The organism is Tsuneonella deserti (assembly GCF_014644315.1).
In the GTDB taxonomy this organism is placed as follows: Bacteria; Pseudomonadota; Alphaproteobacteria; order Sphingomonadales; family Sphingomonadaceae; genus Tsuneonella; species Tsuneonella deserti.
Genome location: NZ_BMKL01000001.1, coordinates 708,570 through 724,837, shown reverse-complemented (window position 1 = coordinate 724,837; position 16,268 = coordinate 708,570). Strand labels below are relative to the sequence as shown.

Sequence of the window (16,268 nt, the reverse complement as noted above, 5' to 3'; positions counted from 1 at the left end):
GCATGCCGTGAGGCCGGGCAGATAGACCCCGGCGGAGAGCCGTCAAGCGGCTTCCCACACGGGCGAGCGCCTGTTGCATAGCCGCTCCCTTTTGAGAAGCGAAAACTGCGCCGGGCAACAGATGGCGCAAGATTGTTTCGCGCGTCACCTTGGCATATCGCAAGGCGGATGACTAATCCCGGCGAATCCTCTGCGCAAATCCTGGCGAGGCATCCGGGCATCCAGCGTGCGCCGTTTCCCGGGTTGGAGCTTTTCCAGCTCAAGCGCTTCCTGCCCCCGGCACTATGCGCTGAGCTGATCGAACTCATTGACGCCAACCGGCGCCCATCGACCATCGCCGACGCCAATGGCGACGCGCTATTCCGCACAAGCGAGACGTGCGACCTCGATCCCGTGCATCCAGCGGTCCGCAACCTCGAGGACCGCCTTTTCGCGCTCAACGGCATCGATCCGGCCCACGGCGAGCCTGTCCAGGGCCAGCGTTACGCCGTAGGGCAGGAGTTCAAGGCCCACACCGATTACTTCGATCCCGGTGGAATCGACTGGGACCGCTACTGTTCCGTGGCCGGCCAGCGCACCTGGACTTTCATGGTCTATCTCAACGATCTGGAGGCGGGCGGCGGCACGCGCTTCAACGCAGCGCGCAAGATCATCCAGCCGGAGACCGGGAAGCTCCTTGCCTGGAATAACCGCCAGCCCGATGGCACCGTCAATCCGGCCACGCTGCATCACGGGATGAAAGTGCGGCGCGGCGTCAAATACATCATCACCAAATGGTATCGGGAGAAAGCGTGGGCATGAATGGAGCGCGCGTGATCGGCCTCGCGCGGAGCGGATCGCACCGCTTTTCCAAGGAGCCGTGCGAGCGGCTTACCCTGATTGCAGGATACGGCGTGGCCGATGATGCGCACGCCGGGGCGACCGTGCAGCACGTTTCGCGCAAGAAGAAGGATCCGCACCAGCCGAACCTGCGGCAGGTGCACCTGATCCATTCGGAATTGCTCGATGAAGTGGCCGCCAAGGGGTTCGCAATCGCGTCGGGCGAGCTGGGCGAAAACCTCACCACGCGGGGGATCGACCTTCTCGCGCTGCCGACGGACGCCCGTCTGCGGATCGGCGACGTGGTTGTCCGGGTGACGGGGCTGCGGAACCCCTGCTGGCAGATTGACGCGTTTCGCCCCGGCCTGCTTGCCGAGATGATCGAGAAGCGCGCTGACGGCTCGATCCTGCGCAAATGCGGGGTGATGGCGGTGGTGGAGAGCGGCGGGGAGATTGCGCAGGGCGCGGCGATCGAAGTGGAACTGCCGCCCGCCCCTCATCGGCCGCTCGACCTCGTCTGAATGCGAAAAGGGCGGCCCACGCGGACCGCCCTTTCATCAGCAGAAGCCAGCGAGGGCTTACTTCTTGAGCGAGAGCCCGCCGAAGCGCTGGTTGAACTTGGCCACGCGGCCGCCTTCGGAAACCTGCTGCTTGCCGCCGGTCCATGCCGGGTGGCTGGTCGGGTCGATGTCGAGGGCGAGCACGTCGCCTTCCGCGCCCCAGGTGGAGCGGGTCTGGAATTCGGTGCCATCGGTCATCTTGACCGTGATGGTGTGGTAATCGGGGTGGATATCGGCCTTCATGGCATCATGCTCCGTTAGCGTGAGGCCGGTTCCGACCGGCCAGGCTGTTTCGGGAAAGGCGCGCCCCTAGCGATGGGCGGCCCGATTGGCAAGGACTAGCGTCAGTCCTTCGGCGCGTCGGCGATCATCGCGGTGAACTCGACATCGCAGGTCGTCGTGCCTTCCACGCTAGCGCGCCCCTTGAACTTGCATACCCGGGTGCTCTTGCGGACGAATTCGACCTCCAGGTCGAGCAGGCAGCCCGGCTCCACCGGCGCGCGGAACTTGGCGTTCTCGATCGCCATGAAGATTACCAGCTTCCCGGTGCCGGCGAGGCCGAAAGTCTCGATGCCGAGTACGCCGGCGGCCTGCGCCAGCGCCTCGATCTGCAGGACGCCCGGCATGATCGGCCGGCCCGGGAAGTGGCCCTGGAAGAACTGCTCGTTGAACGAGACCGCCTTGACCGCGTGGATCCGCGTCCCGAGCTCGATCGACTTGACGCGATCGACCAGCAGCAGCGGATACCGGTGCGGCAGGGCCGCCATCACCCGGCCGATGTCCAGCGGGTGGGCGGCGGCCTCTGCCGCTTCGGAGCTCATCGGGTCTGCTGTTGCGGCTGCTGCGCCGGGGCGGCCGGGGCCGGCAGCGGGGTGACGCTGACCGAAGGCAGCGCGGCGTTGAGCGCGGCCAGCACGTCGTTGGTCACGTCGAGGTTGGCGCCGCGTGCGAGCGTGGAGTTGGCGTCGAGCGCCACGTTCGCGCCGCGCGAGTTCATCACCTGGGAGATGATCGGGTTCAGCCGCTCGTTGATCTGGCGAACCACATTGGCCTGGGTCGACTGGATGTTCTGCTCCAGCTGGGCCATCTCCTGCTGCGCGGCGGTGCGGCGCTGCTGGAATGCTTCCACGCGGGTCTTCAGGGCAGTCTCGCCCGAAGTGCGCGCCGCACCGGTCTGCTTGGCGAGCGCGGCCGCCGCCTGCTCGAGCGACTGGCCTTCGGTCGCCAGCGGCTCGCCGAGCTGCTGGGCACGGGTGCGCGACGAAGTCACGAGGCCCTGGAGCTGCGACTGGGCGGCGACGCAGGCGGTGCACTCGCGATACACGCGCTCGGTGTCCACGACCACGATCACGGCGCCCGGTACCTTCTGGGCATGAGCGGCAGTCGGCACGACCGCGAGCGAAAGCGCGGAGAAAGCCGCGCCGAGAACGATTTTCTTCATCAGAATTGGGTTCCTACGTTGAATGTGAAGCGCTTGGTGTCGTCACCGGGCTGCTTAAGCAACACGTGAGCAAAATCGATCCTGAACGGACCGAAGGGCGAGTTCCAGTTTACGCCGATGCCCACCGAAAGGCGCGGGCTCGGGCTGTCGCCGTAAAACACTTCGCTGAACGGAGCGATGGTGTTCACCAGCGCCGTGTTGGCGGAGCCGTTCGGAGCCGTCGGATTGGTCACGATCGTCGTTGTCGTCGTGCCATCGGCGTTGATCACCGTCTGCGTGTACAGCGCGTTTCCGGCCGCATCCCGCTGCGGAAAAGCGCATGGGTTGTTCGCCCCTGGATTGAACGGACAGGTTGTGAGGTCCTCCGGATCGCGGAACCGCACGCCCCACAAGGCGCCCACGTCCATGAAGATGGACGGACGCAGGCCCAGTTCCTTGGCCCCGCTGCCGAGCGGGATCTCGAGCTCGGCCCGGCCGAGATAGTAGTACTTGCCGCCGAGTGCGTCGTCCGACACCCGGTTGCGATCCTCGATCGGCACTCCGTTGACGTCGTACGGCCGCCGTATCACGCGCGGACCCACGCCGCGGATGTCGAAGCCGCGGAACTGGGGCTCGCCCAGGAAGAATCGGTCCGTCAGGCGGACGTCATCCCCGCCCAGACCCTTGATGGCCCCGCCTTCCGCGGTGAGCGAGAAGATGAAGCCCGAGCCGACCGGCCAGTATTGTGCCGCCTTGCCGCGCACGCGGACGTAGTTCACCGAACCGCCGAGGCCCGCATACTCGACCCCGATTGATGCCGAGCGTCCGCGAGTCGGGCGCAGGCGGCTATCGAGCGAATCGTAAGCGATCGTGGTGCCCAGGATCGAGCTCGTGCGCTTGCCCACGGCTTCGCAAAGGTAGCGGCCGGCGAGCAAGGGGTTGCAGGCGAAGTTGCCGTCCGAATCCAGCGTGAAGAACTGGTTCTTGTCCAGCGTCACGTCGTCGAAGTTGAGCGTGTAGCTGCCGATCAGCGACATGTACTCGGTCAGCGGAACGCCCATGCGGACCTGGCCGCCGGTGGTCGTCTGCTGGAATGTCGTGTTGCGGTCGTTGTTCAGGTAATTGAAGCTGTTCAGGTCGCGCCGGTAGATATCGACGCCCATCGAGATGTTGCGGTCGAAAACGTACGGCTCGGAAAAGCTGACGTTCGCGCTCTTCGAATAGCGCGAGTAATTGACGCCCAGGCCAACGGTCTGCCCGCGCCCGCGGAAGTTGCGCTGCTGGATCGAGGCGGCGAGGATGAAGCTCTCGATTGAGGAGAAACCGGCCGACAGCTGGAGCTGGCCGGTCGGCTGCTCCTCCACGTTGGCCTCGAGCACGATGCGGTCCGGCGTGCTGCCGTCCTTCTGCGCAACCTCGAAGTTTTCCTGGAAATAGCCGAGCGACTTGATGCGGTTGGTGGTCCGCTTCACCTGGAGTGAGTTGAAGGCATCGCCCTCCACCAGGCGGAATTCGCGGCGGATGACCTTGTCCTGCGTCAGGGTGTTGCCGTTGACGTCGATCCGCTCGACATAGACGCGCGGCGCTTCGCGGATCGTGTAAGTCACGTCCATGGTCAGGTCGTCGGGGTTGCGGCGGAACTCCGGCGAGACGTCGGCGAAGGCGTAGCCGAAGGTGCCTGCCAGCTCGGTGAACTGCTCGACCGTGTCCTCGACCGACTTGGCGTTGTACCAGTCGCCGGTCTTCATCGGCAGGCTCTTCGTCAGGGCCTCGCTCGAGAAGTCACGGATCTGGCTCTGCACGTTGACGTCGCCGAACTTGTAGCGCTTGCCCTCCTCAACCACGTACGTGATGATGAAGTCGCGCTTGTCGGGGGTCAGCTCGGCCACCGCGGACACGACGCGGAAATCGGCATAGCCCTGGGTCAGGTAGAACTGGCGCAGCTTCTGCTGGTCGAACGCGAGGCGATCGGGATCGTAGCTGGTGTTCGAGCTGAGGAAGCTCGTCAGGCGCGCCTGCTTGGTGACCATCTCGTCACGCAGATCGCCGTCGGAAAAAGCCTCGTTGCCGATGATGTTGATCTGGCGGACCTTGGACTTGGGCCCTTCGTTGATTTCGAAGACGACATCGACGCGGTTCTGCGACAGCTCGACCATCTTCGGCTCGACCGTGGCGGCGAACCGGCCCTGCCGCTTGTACAGCTCGACGATGCGGGCGACGTCGGCGCGCACCTTGGACCGGGTGAAGATCTGGCGCGGCGCAAGCTTGATCTCGGGGGTGATCTTGTCCGTCTTGATCCGCTTGTTGCCCTCGAGGACGATGCGGTTGATGACCGGGTTCTCGGCCACCGTGATCACGACGTCGCCGTTGTTGTTGACGATGCTCGCGCTCGAAAACAGCTCGGTCGCATAGAGATCCTTGAGCGCTTCGTCCGCCGCGGCTTGGGTATAGACCTGGCCGGGACGAAGGCGGATGTAGGACACGATGGTGTTCGGCTCGAGCCGCTGGGCGCCCGCGACCGAGATCGTGCGGATCACATCCGACTGCGGCGCCGGGGCAGCGGCCGGAGCGGGCGCTGCCGCAGCCTCCTGGGCCAGGGCCGCGACCGGCATTCCGCCGAGGACGGTTCCGCACAGCAGGGAGAGGGCCAGCCTGGTCATCACCGGCCGGGTGCGCAAACCGGCGAATTCGCGTGCGATCATTGACGTGGGACTCCCGTCCAATTTTTCAGTTTTGCGCGAAAATGCGCACGCCGCCTGCCGTATCGTCAAGTCCGGCGCCACGTGCGTGCGCCCTTGCCCGATAGCATGGCCCCAATCAAGCAGCGCGACAGCCTTCCCTCACCCACGAATATTCGCGGTCGCCGACTCTATCGCCCGAAAATCGGCAGCGACAGCAGATCGTTGACCGTGACGAACAGCATCAGCGCGAGGATCATCGCCGCGCCGGCGCGAAACGCCAATTCCTGACCGCGGGCGCCGACCGGTTTCCGACGCACCGCCTCGGCTGCGTAGAAAGCGAGGTGACCGCCGTCGAGGGCCGGGATTGGCAACAGGTTGATGAATGCCAAGTTAAGCGAGATGAGCGCCGCGAAGCCGGCAAAGGCCTGCGGGCCCATGCTCAATTGCTCACCGGAAAATTTCGCGATCTTGATCGGGCCGCCCAGCTCGCTCACCGATCGCTGCCCGGTGACGATCTGGCCGATGCCGACCACCATCATCCGCACCATGCCGACGGATTCGTCAGCCGCGAGACGGACGGCCTCGACGGGGCCCACGGGTTCGAAGCGTAGCGGGCTGGAATAGATCCCCAGCCGGCCGACCCGCGACTCGTTGCCGAACTTGTCGCGCTCGATCGCGGTGCCGATGGTGACAGGAATGCGCAGGCGCTCGCCCGCCCGCTCGACGCCCAGCACGATCGGTTCTCCCGGGTGCATGATGACCCGGTTGGTGACCTCGCGAAATTCGGATACCGGCGCCCCGTCGATCGAGACGATCCTGTCGCCCACCTCGATCCCCGCCTTTTCCGCGACCGATCCCGGCGCGAACGCGCGCACCGTGTTCGCCTCGACCGGATCGGCCTGCACCGGTTGGCCGTACGCCATGAAAAACGCCGCGAAGATGCCCAGTGCGACGAGAATGTTGGTCAGCGGGCCGGCGAACACGATCAGCGCCCGCTGCCACAAGGGAGCGAAGTGGAAGTTGCCTGCGCGCTCGCTGGCGGGGATCGCGGATAACGCCTCGGCATCGGGAATGGAGGCCGGGTTCATGTCGCCCTTGAACTGGCAATAGCCGCCCAGCGGGAGCGCGGACAGCTTCCAGCGCGTACCGCGGCGATCGGTGAACCCGGCGATCTCCTTGCCGAACCCGACCGAAAACGCCTCGATACCGACGCCGAACAGGCGGCCCATCAGGTAATGGCCGAACTCGTGGACGGTCACCAGCGGGCCCAGCAGCAGCAGGAAACCGGCGATGTATAGCCAGAATGGAGGGCTTTCGATCAACTCAGGCAAGCTCCAGCAATTCGTCGGCACGCGCCCTCGCCTCGCGGTCCACGGCGAGCACCTCTTCGAGCGTGGTGGGAGCAGCGGGCATGGCGCGTGTCAGGGTTCGCTCAACTGTTACCGCAATTCGTGTGAACGCAATCTTGCCGGCAAGGAAAGCCGCGACCGCGACTTCATTCGCGGCATTGAGCACCGCGGGGGCCGCGCCGCCCGCGGCCGCCGCCTCGCGCGCCAGCCGGGTCGCGGGAAAGCGATCCTCGTCGGGCGCGAAAAAGGTCAGCTCGCCGAGGGCGGGCAGGTCGAGAGGAGCCATCGGCGTTTCCATCCGCGCGGGCCAGGCAAGGCAGCTTGCGATAGGCACCCTCATGTCGGGCGGGCCGAGCTGCGCCAAGGTCGATCCGTCGCGGTACTCGACGAGGCTGTGGATCACGCTCTGCGGGTGAACCACGATGCGGATGCGGTCGAGGCCGACCGGGAACAGGTGGTGCGCCTCGATGAACTCGAGCCCCTTGTTCATCATCGTCGCGGAATCGACGCTGATCTTGGCGCCCATGTCCCAGTTGGGGTGAGCGACGGCCTGCGCCGGCGTGGCAGCCTCGAGCCGGGCCGCGCTCCAGGTCCGTAAGGGGCCGCCGCTGGCGGTGAGGGTGATGCGACGCACATCCTCGATCCGGTTTCCCTGCAAGCACTGGAAGATCGCGTTGTGCTCGCTGTCGACCGGAAGCAACGTCGCGCCATGGCGGGCGACCGCGGCGGTCATCACCTCGCCGGCGGAGACCAGCGCCTCCTTGTTGGCCAGCGCGATGATCCCGCCTTGCTCGATCGCGGCCATGACCGGGGCGAGACCGGCGCAGCCGACGATTGCGGCGACCGTCACGTCCGCACCGCGCGCCGCTGCCTCGACCAGCGCGTCCGCACCGCCCGCGGTGGCGATGCCCGAGCCGGCCAGGGCGCCGCGCAATTCGGCAAGGCAGCTTTCGTCGGCGACAACCGCAAGCTCGGCTTGGAATTCGCGGGCCAGCGCGGCCAGATCGGCCACATTGCAGTTGGCGGTCAAGACCGACACGCGCCATTCGCGCCGGTTGCGCCGCACGAGATCGAGGGTCGACGCGCCGACCGACCCCGTTGCACCGAAGATCGATATCGATCGCATCAGTTTGCCAACAGCGATGCGAGCGCGCCGACCGCAATGGCGACCGGCAGCATCCCGTCGATCCGGTCGAACACCCCGCCATGGCCCGGGATCAGACGCGAGGAGTCCTTCACCCCCGCCCGCCGCTTGAGCCAGGATTCGAAGAAGTCGCCCGCCTGCGCGAGCACGGCCAGGCCGGCGCCGAGCAGGGCGGCGAGGCCCAGATTCTCCGCCATCAGCGGCAGTCCGAGATCGAACCGGGGGCCGACGATACCGCCGTCGATGGCGACAACCCACAAAACGACCCAGAGCGCGGCGCCGATCATCCCGCCAAGCAGCCCTGCCCAGGTCTTGGACGGGCTGATCGCGGGAGCGATCTTGGGTCCGCCGATCGCGCGCCCGGTGAAATAGGCGAAGGTGTCGGTGAAGATGGTCACGCCGACGATGAGCACGATCAGGAAGTCGCCCGCCCCCGCCAGCACTCCCGCCGCCGCGCCGAAATAGAGCGCGCCCGCGATGATCGCCGCCAGCCGATACGCGATGTTCGGCGTCGCCTTGACGACCAGGAGGATGAATTCGACGAAGGCAGCGAGCGCGACCAGGACGACGAACGTCTCGAACACCCGCCCGCCGATGACGAGCGCGGCAATGGCTACAGCCAGCATGATGACCGCCGAAGCGAGCCGTACCGGCAGGTCGCTCTTCCTCGTAGCCACCTCAGCGTCCGCCATAACGTCTCTCCCGGCGCGCAAATTCATCCAGCGCCTGTGATAAATGTTCGGGAGTGAAATCCGGCCACAGCACATCGGTAAACATCATTTCGGCATAGGCGCATTGCCATAACAGGAAGTTGGACAGGCGAACCTCGCCGCTGGTGCGGATCAGCAGGTCGAGCGGGGGCAGCGGCGCGGTATCGAGATGGCGTTCGATCGCATCGGGAGTGATTGCTCCCTCCTTGGCGGCGAGCGCCGCCGCGCGGGCGATTTCCTGCTGCGAACCATAATTGAGCGCGACAGCGAGTGTTCGGCGCCCGTTCGACGTCGAATCGAGCGCTTCATTGAGCAGTTGGACGATGTCCGGCGCGAGGCCCCGCCAGTCACCCAGGATGTGCAGCTTGACGTCGTTGGCGATGAATTCGGGCAAGTCGGATTTGATGAACTTGCGCATCATGTTCATCAGATCGTCGACCTCGTCCTCGGGCCGCTTCCAGTTTTCGGAGCTGAAGGCGTAGAGCGTCAGGCACTCGATCGAGGTGTCCTTGAGGGAACGGACCAGCTTGCGCACCGCCTCGACTCCGCGTTGATGTCCGACCGCGCGCGGCAGGTGGCGCTTCTTCGCCCAGCGCCCGTTGCCGTCCATGATGATCGCGACGTGACGTGCGACTGCGTCTCCGTCCGCCATCACCCCGCTCCGCCGCGCCTCTCGCTCACTGGCTAAGGATTTCCTTCACCTTGGCCGCGACCACCGTGTCGATCTCGACGACGTGGCTGTCGGTAAGCTTCTGGACATCGTCCTCCGAACGCTTGCGCTCGTCTTCGGAAATGTCCTTCTTTTTCTCGTCGTCCTTCAGCGCTTCCATTCCGTCGCGGCGGACGTTGCGGATGGCGATCTTGGCTTTTTCCCCGTATTCGCCGGCGAGCTTGGCGAGTTCCTTGCGCCGCTCCTGCGTGAGGTCGGGCAGCGGCAGCCGCAGCGTCTGCCCGTCAATCATCGGATTGAGGCCCAGGTTGGCCTTGGCGATACCCTTCTCGACTGCGGTGAGGTTCGACTTGTCCCACACCTGCACGCTCAGCATGCGCGGCTCGGGCGCCGACACGGTCGCCACCTGGTTGAGCGGCATCATCGCGCCGTACACTTCACAAACCACGGGATCGAGCAGGCTCACGTTGGCGCGGCCAGTGCGAAGACCCGACAGATCGCCCTTGAGGCTCTCGACCGCACCCTTCATCCGCCGCTCGATGTCGGCCTTGTCATACTTCGCCATCGTCAACTTCCCTGCACTATCGTTCGTACGCCATCGCCGGCCAGCACCCGCGCGAGGTTGCCCTTTTCGCGGATGGAGAAGACCACGATCGGAATGCCGTTATCGCGGCAGAGCGCCACGGCGGATGCATCCATGACCTTGAGGTTGCTTGCCAGTACCTGGTCGTAAGTTACTGTATCGAAGCGCTTCGCCTGCGAATTCTTCTTGGGATCGCTGTCGTAAATCCCGTCGACGCTGGTGCCCTTCAGCAATGCGTCGCATTTCATCTCTGCAGCGCGCAGAGCAGCTCCCGAATCGGTTGTGAAATAAGGCGCGCCCACGCCGGCGGCAAAGATCACCACGCGCCCCTTTTCAAGATGACGTTCGGCCCGGCGACGGATGACCGGCTCGCACACGGCGTCCATCTGCACTGCCGACTGCACGCGCGTCTGCACGCCTATCTGCTCTAGCGCGTTCTGCATGGCCAGCGCATTCATGACCGTGGCGAGCATGCCCATGTAATCGGCCTGAGCCCGGTCCATTCCGGCCGCCGCGCCTGCCATTCCGCGGAAGATGTTCCCGCCGCCGATGACGAGGCAGACCTCGAGACCGGTCTCCTTCGCCGCCTTGATCTCGTGCGCCAGTTCACTGACGAAAGCGGGATCGATCCCGAACTGCTGGTTGCCCATCAGCACTTCGCCCGAAAGCTTGATCAGGACGCGCTTAAGGGGTGGCAGGGCCATGGAAATGGTTTCTCGCGAAAAAACGGTACGGATCGCGCGCCCTTATAGGGCGAGGCTTCCATGCGGCAAGGGCGCAGCGCCCACGAAAACGGCCGCCGGATCGCTCCGGCGGCCGTCAATTCGATTGGGTAAGGACTCAGCCTTTGACCGCTGCGGCCACCTCGGCAGCGAAGTCGGTCTCTTCCTTCTCGATACCCTCGCCGAGCTGGAAACGGACGTAGTCCTTCAGCACGATCGAAGCGCCGGCGTCCTTGCCGGCCTTGGCGACGACCTCGCTGATGGGAGTCTTGTTGTCCATCACGAAGACCTGGCTCAACAGCGCGTTCTCCTTGGCGAACTTGGCCACCGCGCCGTCGACCATCTTGGCCTGGACTTCCGCCGGCTTGCCGCTCTCGGCAGCCTTTTCAGCGGCGACCTTGCGCTCGCGCTCGATCACTTCGGCGTCGAGGCTGGCAGCATCGAGTGCTTGCGGGAAAGCGGCGGCGATGTGCATCGCGAGCTGCTTGCCGAGCGCTTCGAGAGCGGCCTTGTCCGCAGTCGACTCCAGAGCGACGAGCACGCCGATCTTGCCAAGGTTCGGGGCGGCCGCGTTGTGCATGTAGGGAACAACGATGCCATCGGTAACCGAAACGTGCTTCAGACGACGGACCTGCTGGTTCTCGCCGATCGTGGCGACGTTGTCCGTCAGCTTGTCGCTCACGGTGCCGCCATCGGGGTAGCCTGCCGCCTTGAGCGCCTCGACGTCGGCACTGCCTTCGGCGAGAGCGACCTGGGTCACCTTGCGGACGAAGTCCTGGAACTTGTCGTTCTTGGCGACGAAATCGGTTTCCGAGTTGACCTCGACGGCGACACCCTTGGTGCCATCGACAGCGACGCCAACGAGTCCTTCGGCCGCGGTGCGGCTCGATTTCTTGGCGGCCGTGGCGAGACCCTTGGCGCGCAGCGCGTCGACCGCGGCTTCGATGTCGCCATTCGTCTGCTCGAGCGCCTTCTTGGCGTCCATCATGCCCGCGCCGGTCTTCTCGCGCAGGTTCTTCACGTCGGCGGCGGTGAAAGCAGCCATGTTACAATTCCTTCTTGGTAGAAACGCAGTGCGGCGCCGGGCACGATGGCCCGGCGCCTGCAACAGTCTTGAAGCGATCAGGCCTCGGTCGCGGCTTCGGCGGCGTCCACCTCGGCGGGCGGATTGGCCATCGCGCCCACGTCGGCACCCGAATCGATCGCCTGGCGGCCCTTGCCGCTGGTCGCCGCCTCGGCCACCGCGTCGCAATAGAGGCGCACGGCGCGCGCGGCGTCGTCGTTGCCCGGGATCGGGAAAGCGATGCCCGTCGGATCGACGTTCGAATCGAGCACCGCGACCACGGGAATGCCAAGCACGCCGGCTTCCTTGATCGCGAGGTCTTCCTTGTTGGCGTCGATCACGAACATCACGTCCGGGATGCCGCCCATGTCGCGGATGCCGCCGAGCGAAAGCTCGAGCTTGTCACGCTCACGGGTAAGCTGGAGGACTTCCTTCTTGGTCAGGCCCGAAGTGTCGCCCGAAAGCTGCTCCTCCAGGCTCTTGAGCCGGCGGATCGAGCCCGAGATGGTCTTCCAGTTGGTGAGCATTCCGCCCAGCCAGCGGTGGTTGACGAAGTGCTGGCCCGAACGGCGGGCGGCTTCGGCGATCGGCTCCTGCGCCTGGCGCTTGGTGCCGACGAACAGGACCTTGCCACCCGAACGGACCGTGTCCTGCACGAAATCGAGAGCGCGCGCGAAGAGCGGCACGGTCTGCGACAGGTCGATGATGTGAACACCGTTGCGGGCGCCGAAGATGTACGGCTTCATCCGCGGGTTCCAGCGGTGGGTCTGGTGGCCGAAGTGTGCGCCGGCCTCGATCAATTGCTGCATGGTGACGACAGGAGCCGCCATAGGTAATTCCTTTCCGGTTGAGCCTCTGGAGAGCTGGAACCGTGCGGAGATCCCGCAGGCGGCACCGGTATGTGGCGCTCTCCATGTGGATTTGCCCACCCGGACCGGCCCCTGGAAAGGCGCAGATTCGCGGCAGACGCGCGCCCCTTAGCGACGATAGGTCCAGAAATCCAGCCTCGCTTAGACGCGCGGTGGATTCGGCTCGTCGCGAAAACCACTTGACCCCGGTGGAACAAAAGAGGAACATTGTCTCGTATCGGGAACTTATCTCGATTCGAAGTTTTCCACTAGTTGTCCACAAGCGCTCCACGCGATTGTGCCGACCATTGAGGGTCTCGAAAATGATCGCTTCGCTGCTTCTCGCACTGTTCGCCACCGTCGCTGTGACGAGCTTCGTCGCTCTCGCCGATGGCGTCCTTCGCAGCCGGAATGCATTCCGGCTGCTGCGTGGCGATCTCGCACGGATCGATACGTTCCGGAACGTCACCGTGCGGTTCGAGGGCGTGAACAGTTCCGCGCCCATGCCCGTCCTGCGCCCCGCGGCTATCAGCGCAGCACGTGCGGCGCGACGTCCCGCGGCGCGGGTGGCGGAGCGGCTGCGCGCTGCCGCTTAACCCTGGCGTAGCGAATCCAGCCATAAGGTATCAGCGCAAGGTAGACCGCGCAGATTGCCACCAGCGTCCACCACGGCTCCAGCAACAGCGCCCCAAACACCATCCCAACCATCGCTATCACGCCGAGCCGCACGTCGCGACGCGGACGCATGAGCGTCCAGCTCATCGTCGCGACGTTGGAAATCATCAGGAACGCCATGAGCGCCGTCCAAGGTGCGACCAGCAAGGGATCGCGGAACATTTCTTCGCCGGTCGCAAGCCAGAGGTACATCGGCAACAGGGCCAGGCCTGCTCCGACCGGGGCCGGCACCCCGGTAAGGAAGCCGGCCGACTTATGCGGCTGTTCCTTCACGTCGATCTGCGCATTGAAGCGGGCCAGGCGCAGCGCGCCGCAAATCGCGAATGCCAGGGCGGCGAACCAGCCGAGCCGCGTCATGTCGTTCAGGGACCAGAGGAACAGGATCAAGGCAGGAGCGGTGCCGAAACTGAGCGAATCGGCCAGGCTGTCGAGTTCTGCTCCGAACCGCGATTGCGCTCGCAAGAGCCGGGCGATCCGCCCGTCGATGCCATCGAGAACGCCGGCAAGGATCACCGCAATGACGGCCTCGCGCCACATGCCCGAGATAGCGAACCGGATCCCGGTCAGCCCGGAACACATGGCAGCCGCGGTAATCGCATTGGGCACCACGGCGCGCATCGCCAGGCCACCGGCGATCTTCCTGGTGGCAAGCGGGACTTCATCTTCCGCCGCTTTCGGCCCCATGCGGGGCTGATCGTCGATCACTGGTTCACCCCTTCGATCACCGTTTGAATCCCGAGCTCCGCGAGCACGGTTTCCCCCGCTACCACCGTCTGGCCGAGTACCACCTTAGAATCCGTGCCCGCGGGCAGGTATACGTCGACCCGGCTACCGAACCGGATCAGCCCGACCCGCTGCCCGGCTGCCACCAAATCGCCAGGCTTGACGAACGGCACGATCCGGCGGGCGACCAGCCCCGCGATCTGGGTGAAGCCGATGGCCACTCCGTCCGGCCGTTCGATCAGGATATGCTGGCGTTCGTTCTCCTCGCTTGCCTTGTCGAGGTCGGCGTTGACGAACTTGCCCGGTATATAGACCACGCGCTGCACCGTCCCGCCGATCGGCGCGCGGTTGATGTGGACATCGAACACGCTCATGAAAATCGATACGCGGGTTACCTTCCCCGCGGCGAGGCCGCGGAACCCGGTTCCGTCATCCACCAGCAGTTCGGCCGGCGGTTCCACCAGGGTGATCAGCGACACCAGTCCATCCGCAGGGGAGACGATCATCCGCTCGTCCTGCGGCACGACCCTTTCCGGATCGCGGAAGAAGGCCAGGACACCCAAAGAGAGGAAAGCAAGCGGCCAGGCAAGCGTTTCCCAGGCGAGAAACGCGCAGACCAGCGAGGCAGCCGCGACCATCAGGCCGAATTTGCGCCCTTCAGGATGGACAGAGGGCCACTGCCAGTGCGCGTCGCCGCGCCCCTTGCTGTCGAGTATTTCACCGGCCATCGGTTCGGCTTAGGTCCTGCGTTCGCTGGTCACAAGCGAAACCGGTTTAGCCTGCCTTGCGGACGATAACCGTCCCGACCGAGTATCCGGCACCGAAACTGCAGATGATTCCCGTGTCTTCGGGCGCCAGGTCCTGGCTGTGCTGATGAAACGCGATGATGGATCCCGCACTCGATGTGTTGGCATACGTATCGAGGACGGTCGGGCTTTCGTCGTCATTCGCTTCGTGCCCCAGCACGCGCTGGGCAATCAACCGGTTCATGCCCGCGTTCGCCTGGTGCAGCCATAGCCGGCGCAGCGAATGTGGGTCGATGCCGAGCCGCGCAGCCTCTTCGATGATCATAGCGGAAACCATGGGCACAACCTCCTTGAAGACCTTGCGGCCTTCCTGGACGAAGAGCTTGTCCGGTTGCCCGACCCCTTCGGGCGCCGCGCGGTTGAGAAAGCCGAAATTGTTGCGGATCGCGTTGGAGAAGACCGTTTTCAATTTCGTGCCGAGAATGTCCCAATGGTTCGCAGGCGCTATCGAAGCATCTTCCACCAGCACGGCCGTCGCGACGTCGCCGAATATGAAATGGCTGTCCCGGTCGCGCCAGTTGAGATGTCCGCTGGTGATCTCCGGGCTCACGACCAGCACGCTTTTGGCGTTGCCTGCGCGAACGTAGTCCGCCGCGGTCTGGATGCCGAAGGTCGCCGAAGAGCACGCGACGTTCATGTCGAAGGCAAATCCGTCGATCCCGAGCGCATGCTGGATCTCGATCGCCATCGCCGGATAGGCGCGCTGCATGTTCGACGCGGCGCACAGGACCGCGTCGACATGCGCTGCCTCGCGACCCGCCCGTTCAAGCGCTTGGCGGGCGGCAGCGACGCCCATCTCGGCCATCACCGAGAGTTGATCGTTCGCACGCTCGGGAATTCGCGGGCACATGACTTCGGGGTCGAGCACGTTGGCCTTGTCGACCACGTGACGCGCTTTGATGCCGCTCGCCTTCTCGATGAATTCGACCGAACTGCGCTCGAGCGCCGGTAATTCGCCAGCCGCGATCGCATCGGCATGGGCAGCGTTATGCCGCTTGACGTATGCGTTGAAGCTTTCAACGAGTTCCTCGTTCGAGATCGACTGCGGCGGGGTGAAAAGGCCGGTGGCCGAAATTACGGGGCGGTGCGTGGCTATCATGCCGGCCGGTTACGCCCGGGCGAGGCTCGTCGCAAGCAGCCCACTCAACCTTGGATCAGGAGAATGTATCCCCAAGCGCCGACCGCTGCTGCCGCAAGCACCGTTACACCGCTCTGCAACAGGCGCGCGCGCTTGCGCTGTTTCTCGCGTAGACGCGCCGGCCCTGTGGAGAGTTGGGAATCCGTTTCATAAGCCCCCAGCCTGGGAACTTGTCTAACGAAAGATTCCTGCAAGTAAAAGGCGGGCAAGTGGTGGACAGGGCTGGATTCGAACCAGCGTACGCTCTCGCGGGCAGATTTACAGTCTGCTGCCATTAACCACTCGGCCACCTGTCCACACAGTGCCAGCCGCTTCGCAACCAACGCCCCGTTTCCGGGGCTAGCGAGCCGAGAGCGG

18 protein-coding genes and 1 tRNA gene are annotated in these 16,268 nt (G+C 64.9%); 3 read left to right on the top strand and 16 right to left on the bottom strand.

All coding sequences use genetic code 11. From position 1 onward, the window contains the following. Window positions 1-168 precede the first annotated feature (168 nt). Window positions 169-801: a prolyl hydroxylase family protein gene (locus IEW58_RS03305; RefSeq protein ID WP_188643816.1), complete on the top strand. Its 633-nt coding sequence runs from the start codon at window positions 169-171 to the stop codon at window positions 799-801. Next, the gene (locus IEW58_RS03300; RefSeq protein WP_188643815.1) at window positions 798-1,340 is read left to right on the top strand and encodes an MOSC domain-containing protein; all 543 of its coding nucleotides are present in this window, start codon (window positions 798-800) and stop codon (window positions 1,338-1,340) included. Before IEW58_RS03305 ends, IEW58_RS03300 begins: the two co-directional genes overlap by 4 nt. Before the next feature lie 57 nt (window positions 1,341-1,397). On the opposite strand, the gene rpmE is transcribed toward IEW58_RS03300, so the two are convergent. The 12 genes from rpmE to rpsB form a co-directional block, all read right to left on the bottom strand. Further along, window positions 1,398-1,622 carry a 50S ribosomal protein L31 gene (gene rpmE / locus IEW58_RS03295; RefSeq protein WP_188643814.1) on the bottom strand — a complete coding sequence of 75 codons (225 nt, stop codon included), beginning with the start codon at window positions 1,620-1,622 and terminating at the stop codon, window positions 1,398-1,400. Between the two features lie 101 nt (window positions 1,623-1,723). Then, the gene (fabZ, locus tag IEW58_RS03290; RefSeq protein WP_188643813.1) at window positions 1,724-2,200 is read right to left on the bottom strand and encodes a 3-hydroxyacyl-ACP dehydratase FabZ; all 477 of its coding nucleotides are present in this window, start codon (window positions 2,198-2,200) and stop codon (window positions 1,724-1,726) included. Continuing rightward, a complete protein-coding gene (locus tag IEW58_RS03285; RefSeq protein WP_188643812.1) occupies window positions 2,197-2,820 on the bottom strand; it encodes an OmpH/Skp family outer membrane protein in 624 nt (207 codons plus the stop codon). The genes fabZ and IEW58_RS03285 overlap by 4 nt, the downstream gene beginning before the upstream one ends. After that, on the bottom strand, window positions 2,820-5,501 hold the full coding sequence (gene bamA, locus IEW58_RS03280) for an outer membrane protein assembly factor BamA (protein WP_188643811.1): 2,682 nt from the start codon (window positions 5,499-5,501) through the stop codon (window positions 2,820-2,822). Before bamA ends, IEW58_RS03285 begins: the two co-directional genes overlap by 1 nt. A gap of 167 nt (window positions 5,502-5,668) precedes the next feature. Beyond that, the gene (gene rseP, locus IEW58_RS03275; protein WP_188645648.1) at window positions 5,669-6,802 is read right to left on the bottom strand and encodes an RIP metalloprotease RseP; all 1,134 of its coding nucleotides are present in this window, start codon (window positions 6,800-6,802) and stop codon (window positions 5,669-5,671) included. Between the two features lies 1 nt (window position 6,803). Then, window positions 6,804-7,955 (bottom strand): 1-deoxy-D-xylulose-5-phosphate reductoisomerase, encoded by a 1,152-nt coding sequence (gene dxr, locus IEW58_RS03270; protein ID WP_188643810.1) that lies wholly within the window; start codon window positions 7,953-7,955, stop codon window positions 6,804-6,806. Beyond that, a complete protein-coding gene (locus tag IEW58_RS03265) occupies window positions 7,955-8,650 on the bottom strand; it encodes a phosphatidate cytidylyltransferase (protein WP_308419252.1) in 696 nt (231 codons plus the stop codon). The genes dxr and IEW58_RS03265 overlap by 1 nt, the downstream gene beginning before the upstream one ends. Window position 8,651: 1 nt before the next feature. Beyond that, complete coding sequence (gene uppS, locus IEW58_RS03260) at window positions 8,652-9,335, bottom strand: polyprenyl diphosphate synthase (protein WP_188643808.1); 684 nt, start codon at window positions 9,333-9,335, stop codon at window positions 8,652-8,654. Window positions 9,336-9,360: 25 nt separating this feature from the next. After that, window positions 9,361-9,918, bottom strand: a complete 558-nt coding sequence (gene frr, locus IEW58_RS03255; protein WP_188643807.1) for a ribosome recycling factor — start codon at window positions 9,916-9,918, stop codon at window positions 9,361-9,363. Between the two features lie 2 nt (window positions 9,919-9,920). Then, window positions 9,921-10,640 carry a UMP kinase gene (gene pyrH, locus IEW58_RS03250; RefSeq protein ID WP_188643806.1) on the bottom strand — a complete coding sequence of 240 codons (720 nt, stop codon included), beginning with the start codon at window positions 10,638-10,640 and terminating at the stop codon, window positions 9,921-9,923. 136 nt (window positions 10,641-10,776) lie between these two features. Next, window positions 10,777-11,703 carry a translation elongation factor Ts gene (gene tsf / locus IEW58_RS03245; protein WP_188643805.1) on the bottom strand — a complete coding sequence of 309 codons (927 nt, stop codon included), beginning with the start codon at window positions 11,701-11,703 and terminating at the stop codon, window positions 10,777-10,779. A gap of 77 nt (window positions 11,704-11,780) precedes the next feature. After that, entirely contained in the window at window positions 11,781-12,551 is a 771-nt protein-coding gene (gene rpsB, locus IEW58_RS03240) for a 30S ribosomal protein S2 (protein ID WP_188643804.1), read from the bottom strand. A 341-nt stretch (window positions 12,552-12,892) separates the two neighbouring features. Between rpsB and IEW58_RS03235 the strand changes: the two genes are divergently transcribed. Continuing rightward, entirely contained in the window at window positions 12,893-13,165 is a 273-nt protein-coding gene (locus tag IEW58_RS03235; protein WP_188643803.1) for a hypothetical protein, read from the top strand. Here the strand turns inward: IEW58_RS03235 and IEW58_RS03230 are convergent. From IEW58_RS03230 to IEW58_RS03215, 4 genes are all read right to left on the bottom strand, one after another. Further along, the gene (locus IEW58_RS03230; protein ID WP_188645647.1) at window positions 13,098-13,928 is read right to left on the bottom strand and encodes a CDP-alcohol phosphatidyltransferase family protein; all 831 of its coding nucleotides are present in this window, start codon (window positions 13,926-13,928) and stop codon (window positions 13,098-13,100) included. The genes IEW58_RS03235 and IEW58_RS03230 overlap by 68 nt on opposite strands. A 17-nt stretch (window positions 13,929-13,945) precedes the next feature. Beyond that, entirely contained in the window at window positions 13,946-14,695 is a 750-nt protein-coding gene (locus tag IEW58_RS03225; RefSeq protein ID WP_188643802.1) for a phosphatidylserine decarboxylase, read from the bottom strand. Window positions 14,696-14,741: 46 nt separating this feature from the next. Further along, window positions 14,742-15,872 (bottom strand): beta-ketoacyl-ACP synthase III, encoded by a 1,131-nt coding sequence (locus tag IEW58_RS03220; protein ID WP_188643801.1) that lies wholly within the window; start codon window positions 15,870-15,872, stop codon window positions 14,742-14,744. Between the two features lie 249 nt (window positions 15,873-16,121). Further along, a tRNA-Tyr gene (locus IEW58_RS03215) sits at window positions 16,122-16,207 on the bottom strand. Window positions 16,208-16,268 lie beyond the last annotated feature (61 nt).

What these genes read in the sequence shown, in the direction of transcription:
- IEW58_RS03305 (WP_188643816.1), top strand. Translation starts at nt 169, where the DNA reads ATGACTAATCCCGGCGAATCCTCTGCGCAAATCCTGGCGAGGCATCCG.
- IEW58_RS03300 (WP_188643815.1), top strand. Translation starts at nt 798, where the DNA reads ATGAATGGAGCGCGCGTGATCGGCCTCGCGCGGAGCGGATCGCACCGC.
- rpmE (WP_188643814.1), bottom strand. Translation starts at nt 1,622, where the DNA reads ATGAAGGCCGATATCCACCCCGATTACCACACCATCACGGTCAAGATG.
- fabZ (WP_188643813.1), bottom strand. Translation starts at nt 2,200, where the DNA reads ATGAGCTCCGAAGCGGCAGAGGCCGCCGCCCACCCGCTGGACATCGGC.
- IEW58_RS03285 (WP_188643812.1), bottom strand. Translation starts at nt 2,820, where the DNA reads ATGAAGAAAATCGTTCTCGGCGCGGCTTTCTCCGCGCTTTCGCTCGCG.
- bamA (WP_188643811.1), bottom strand. Translation starts at nt 5,501, where the DNA reads ATGATCGCACGCGAATTCGCCGGTTTGCGCACCCGGCCGGTGATGACC.
- dxr (WP_188643810.1), bottom strand. Translation starts at nt 7,955, where the DNA reads ATGCGATCGATATCGATCTTCGGTGCAACGGGGTCGGTCGGCGCGTCG.
- uppS (WP_188643808.1), bottom strand. Translation starts at nt 9,335, where the DNA reads ATGGCGGACGGAGACGCAGTCGCACGTCACGTCGCGATCATCATGGAC.
- frr (WP_188643807.1), bottom strand. Translation starts at nt 9,918, where the DNA reads ATGGCGAAGTATGACAAGGCCGACATCGAGCGGCGGATGAAGGGTGCG.
- pyrH (WP_188643806.1), bottom strand. Translation starts at nt 10,640, where the DNA reads ATGGCCCTGCCACCCCTTAAGCGCGTCCTGATCAAGCTTTCGGGCGAA.
- tsf (WP_188643805.1), bottom strand. Translation starts at nt 11,703, where the DNA reads ATGGCTGCTTTCACCGCCGCCGACGTGAAGAACCTGCGCGAGAAGACC.
- rpsB (WP_188643804.1), bottom strand. Translation starts at nt 12,551, where the DNA reads ATGGCGGCTCCTGTCGTCACCATGCAGCAATTGATCGAGGCCGGCGCA.
- IEW58_RS03235 (WP_188643803.1), top strand. Translation starts at nt 12,893, where the DNA reads ATGATCGCTTCGCTGCTTCTCGCACTGTTCGCCACCGTCGCTGTGACG.
- IEW58_RS03230 (WP_188645647.1), bottom strand. Translation starts at nt 13,928, where the DNA reads ATGGGGCCGAAAGCGGCGGAAGATGAAGTCCCGCTTGCCACCAGGAAG.
- IEW58_RS03225 (WP_188643802.1), bottom strand. Translation starts at nt 14,695, where the DNA reads ATGGCCGGTGAAATACTCGACAGCAAGGGGCGCGGCGACGCGCACTGG.
- IEW58_RS03220 (WP_188643801.1), bottom strand. Translation starts at nt 15,872, where the DNA reads ATGATAGCCACGCACCGCCCCGTAATTTCGGCCACCGGCCTTTTCACC.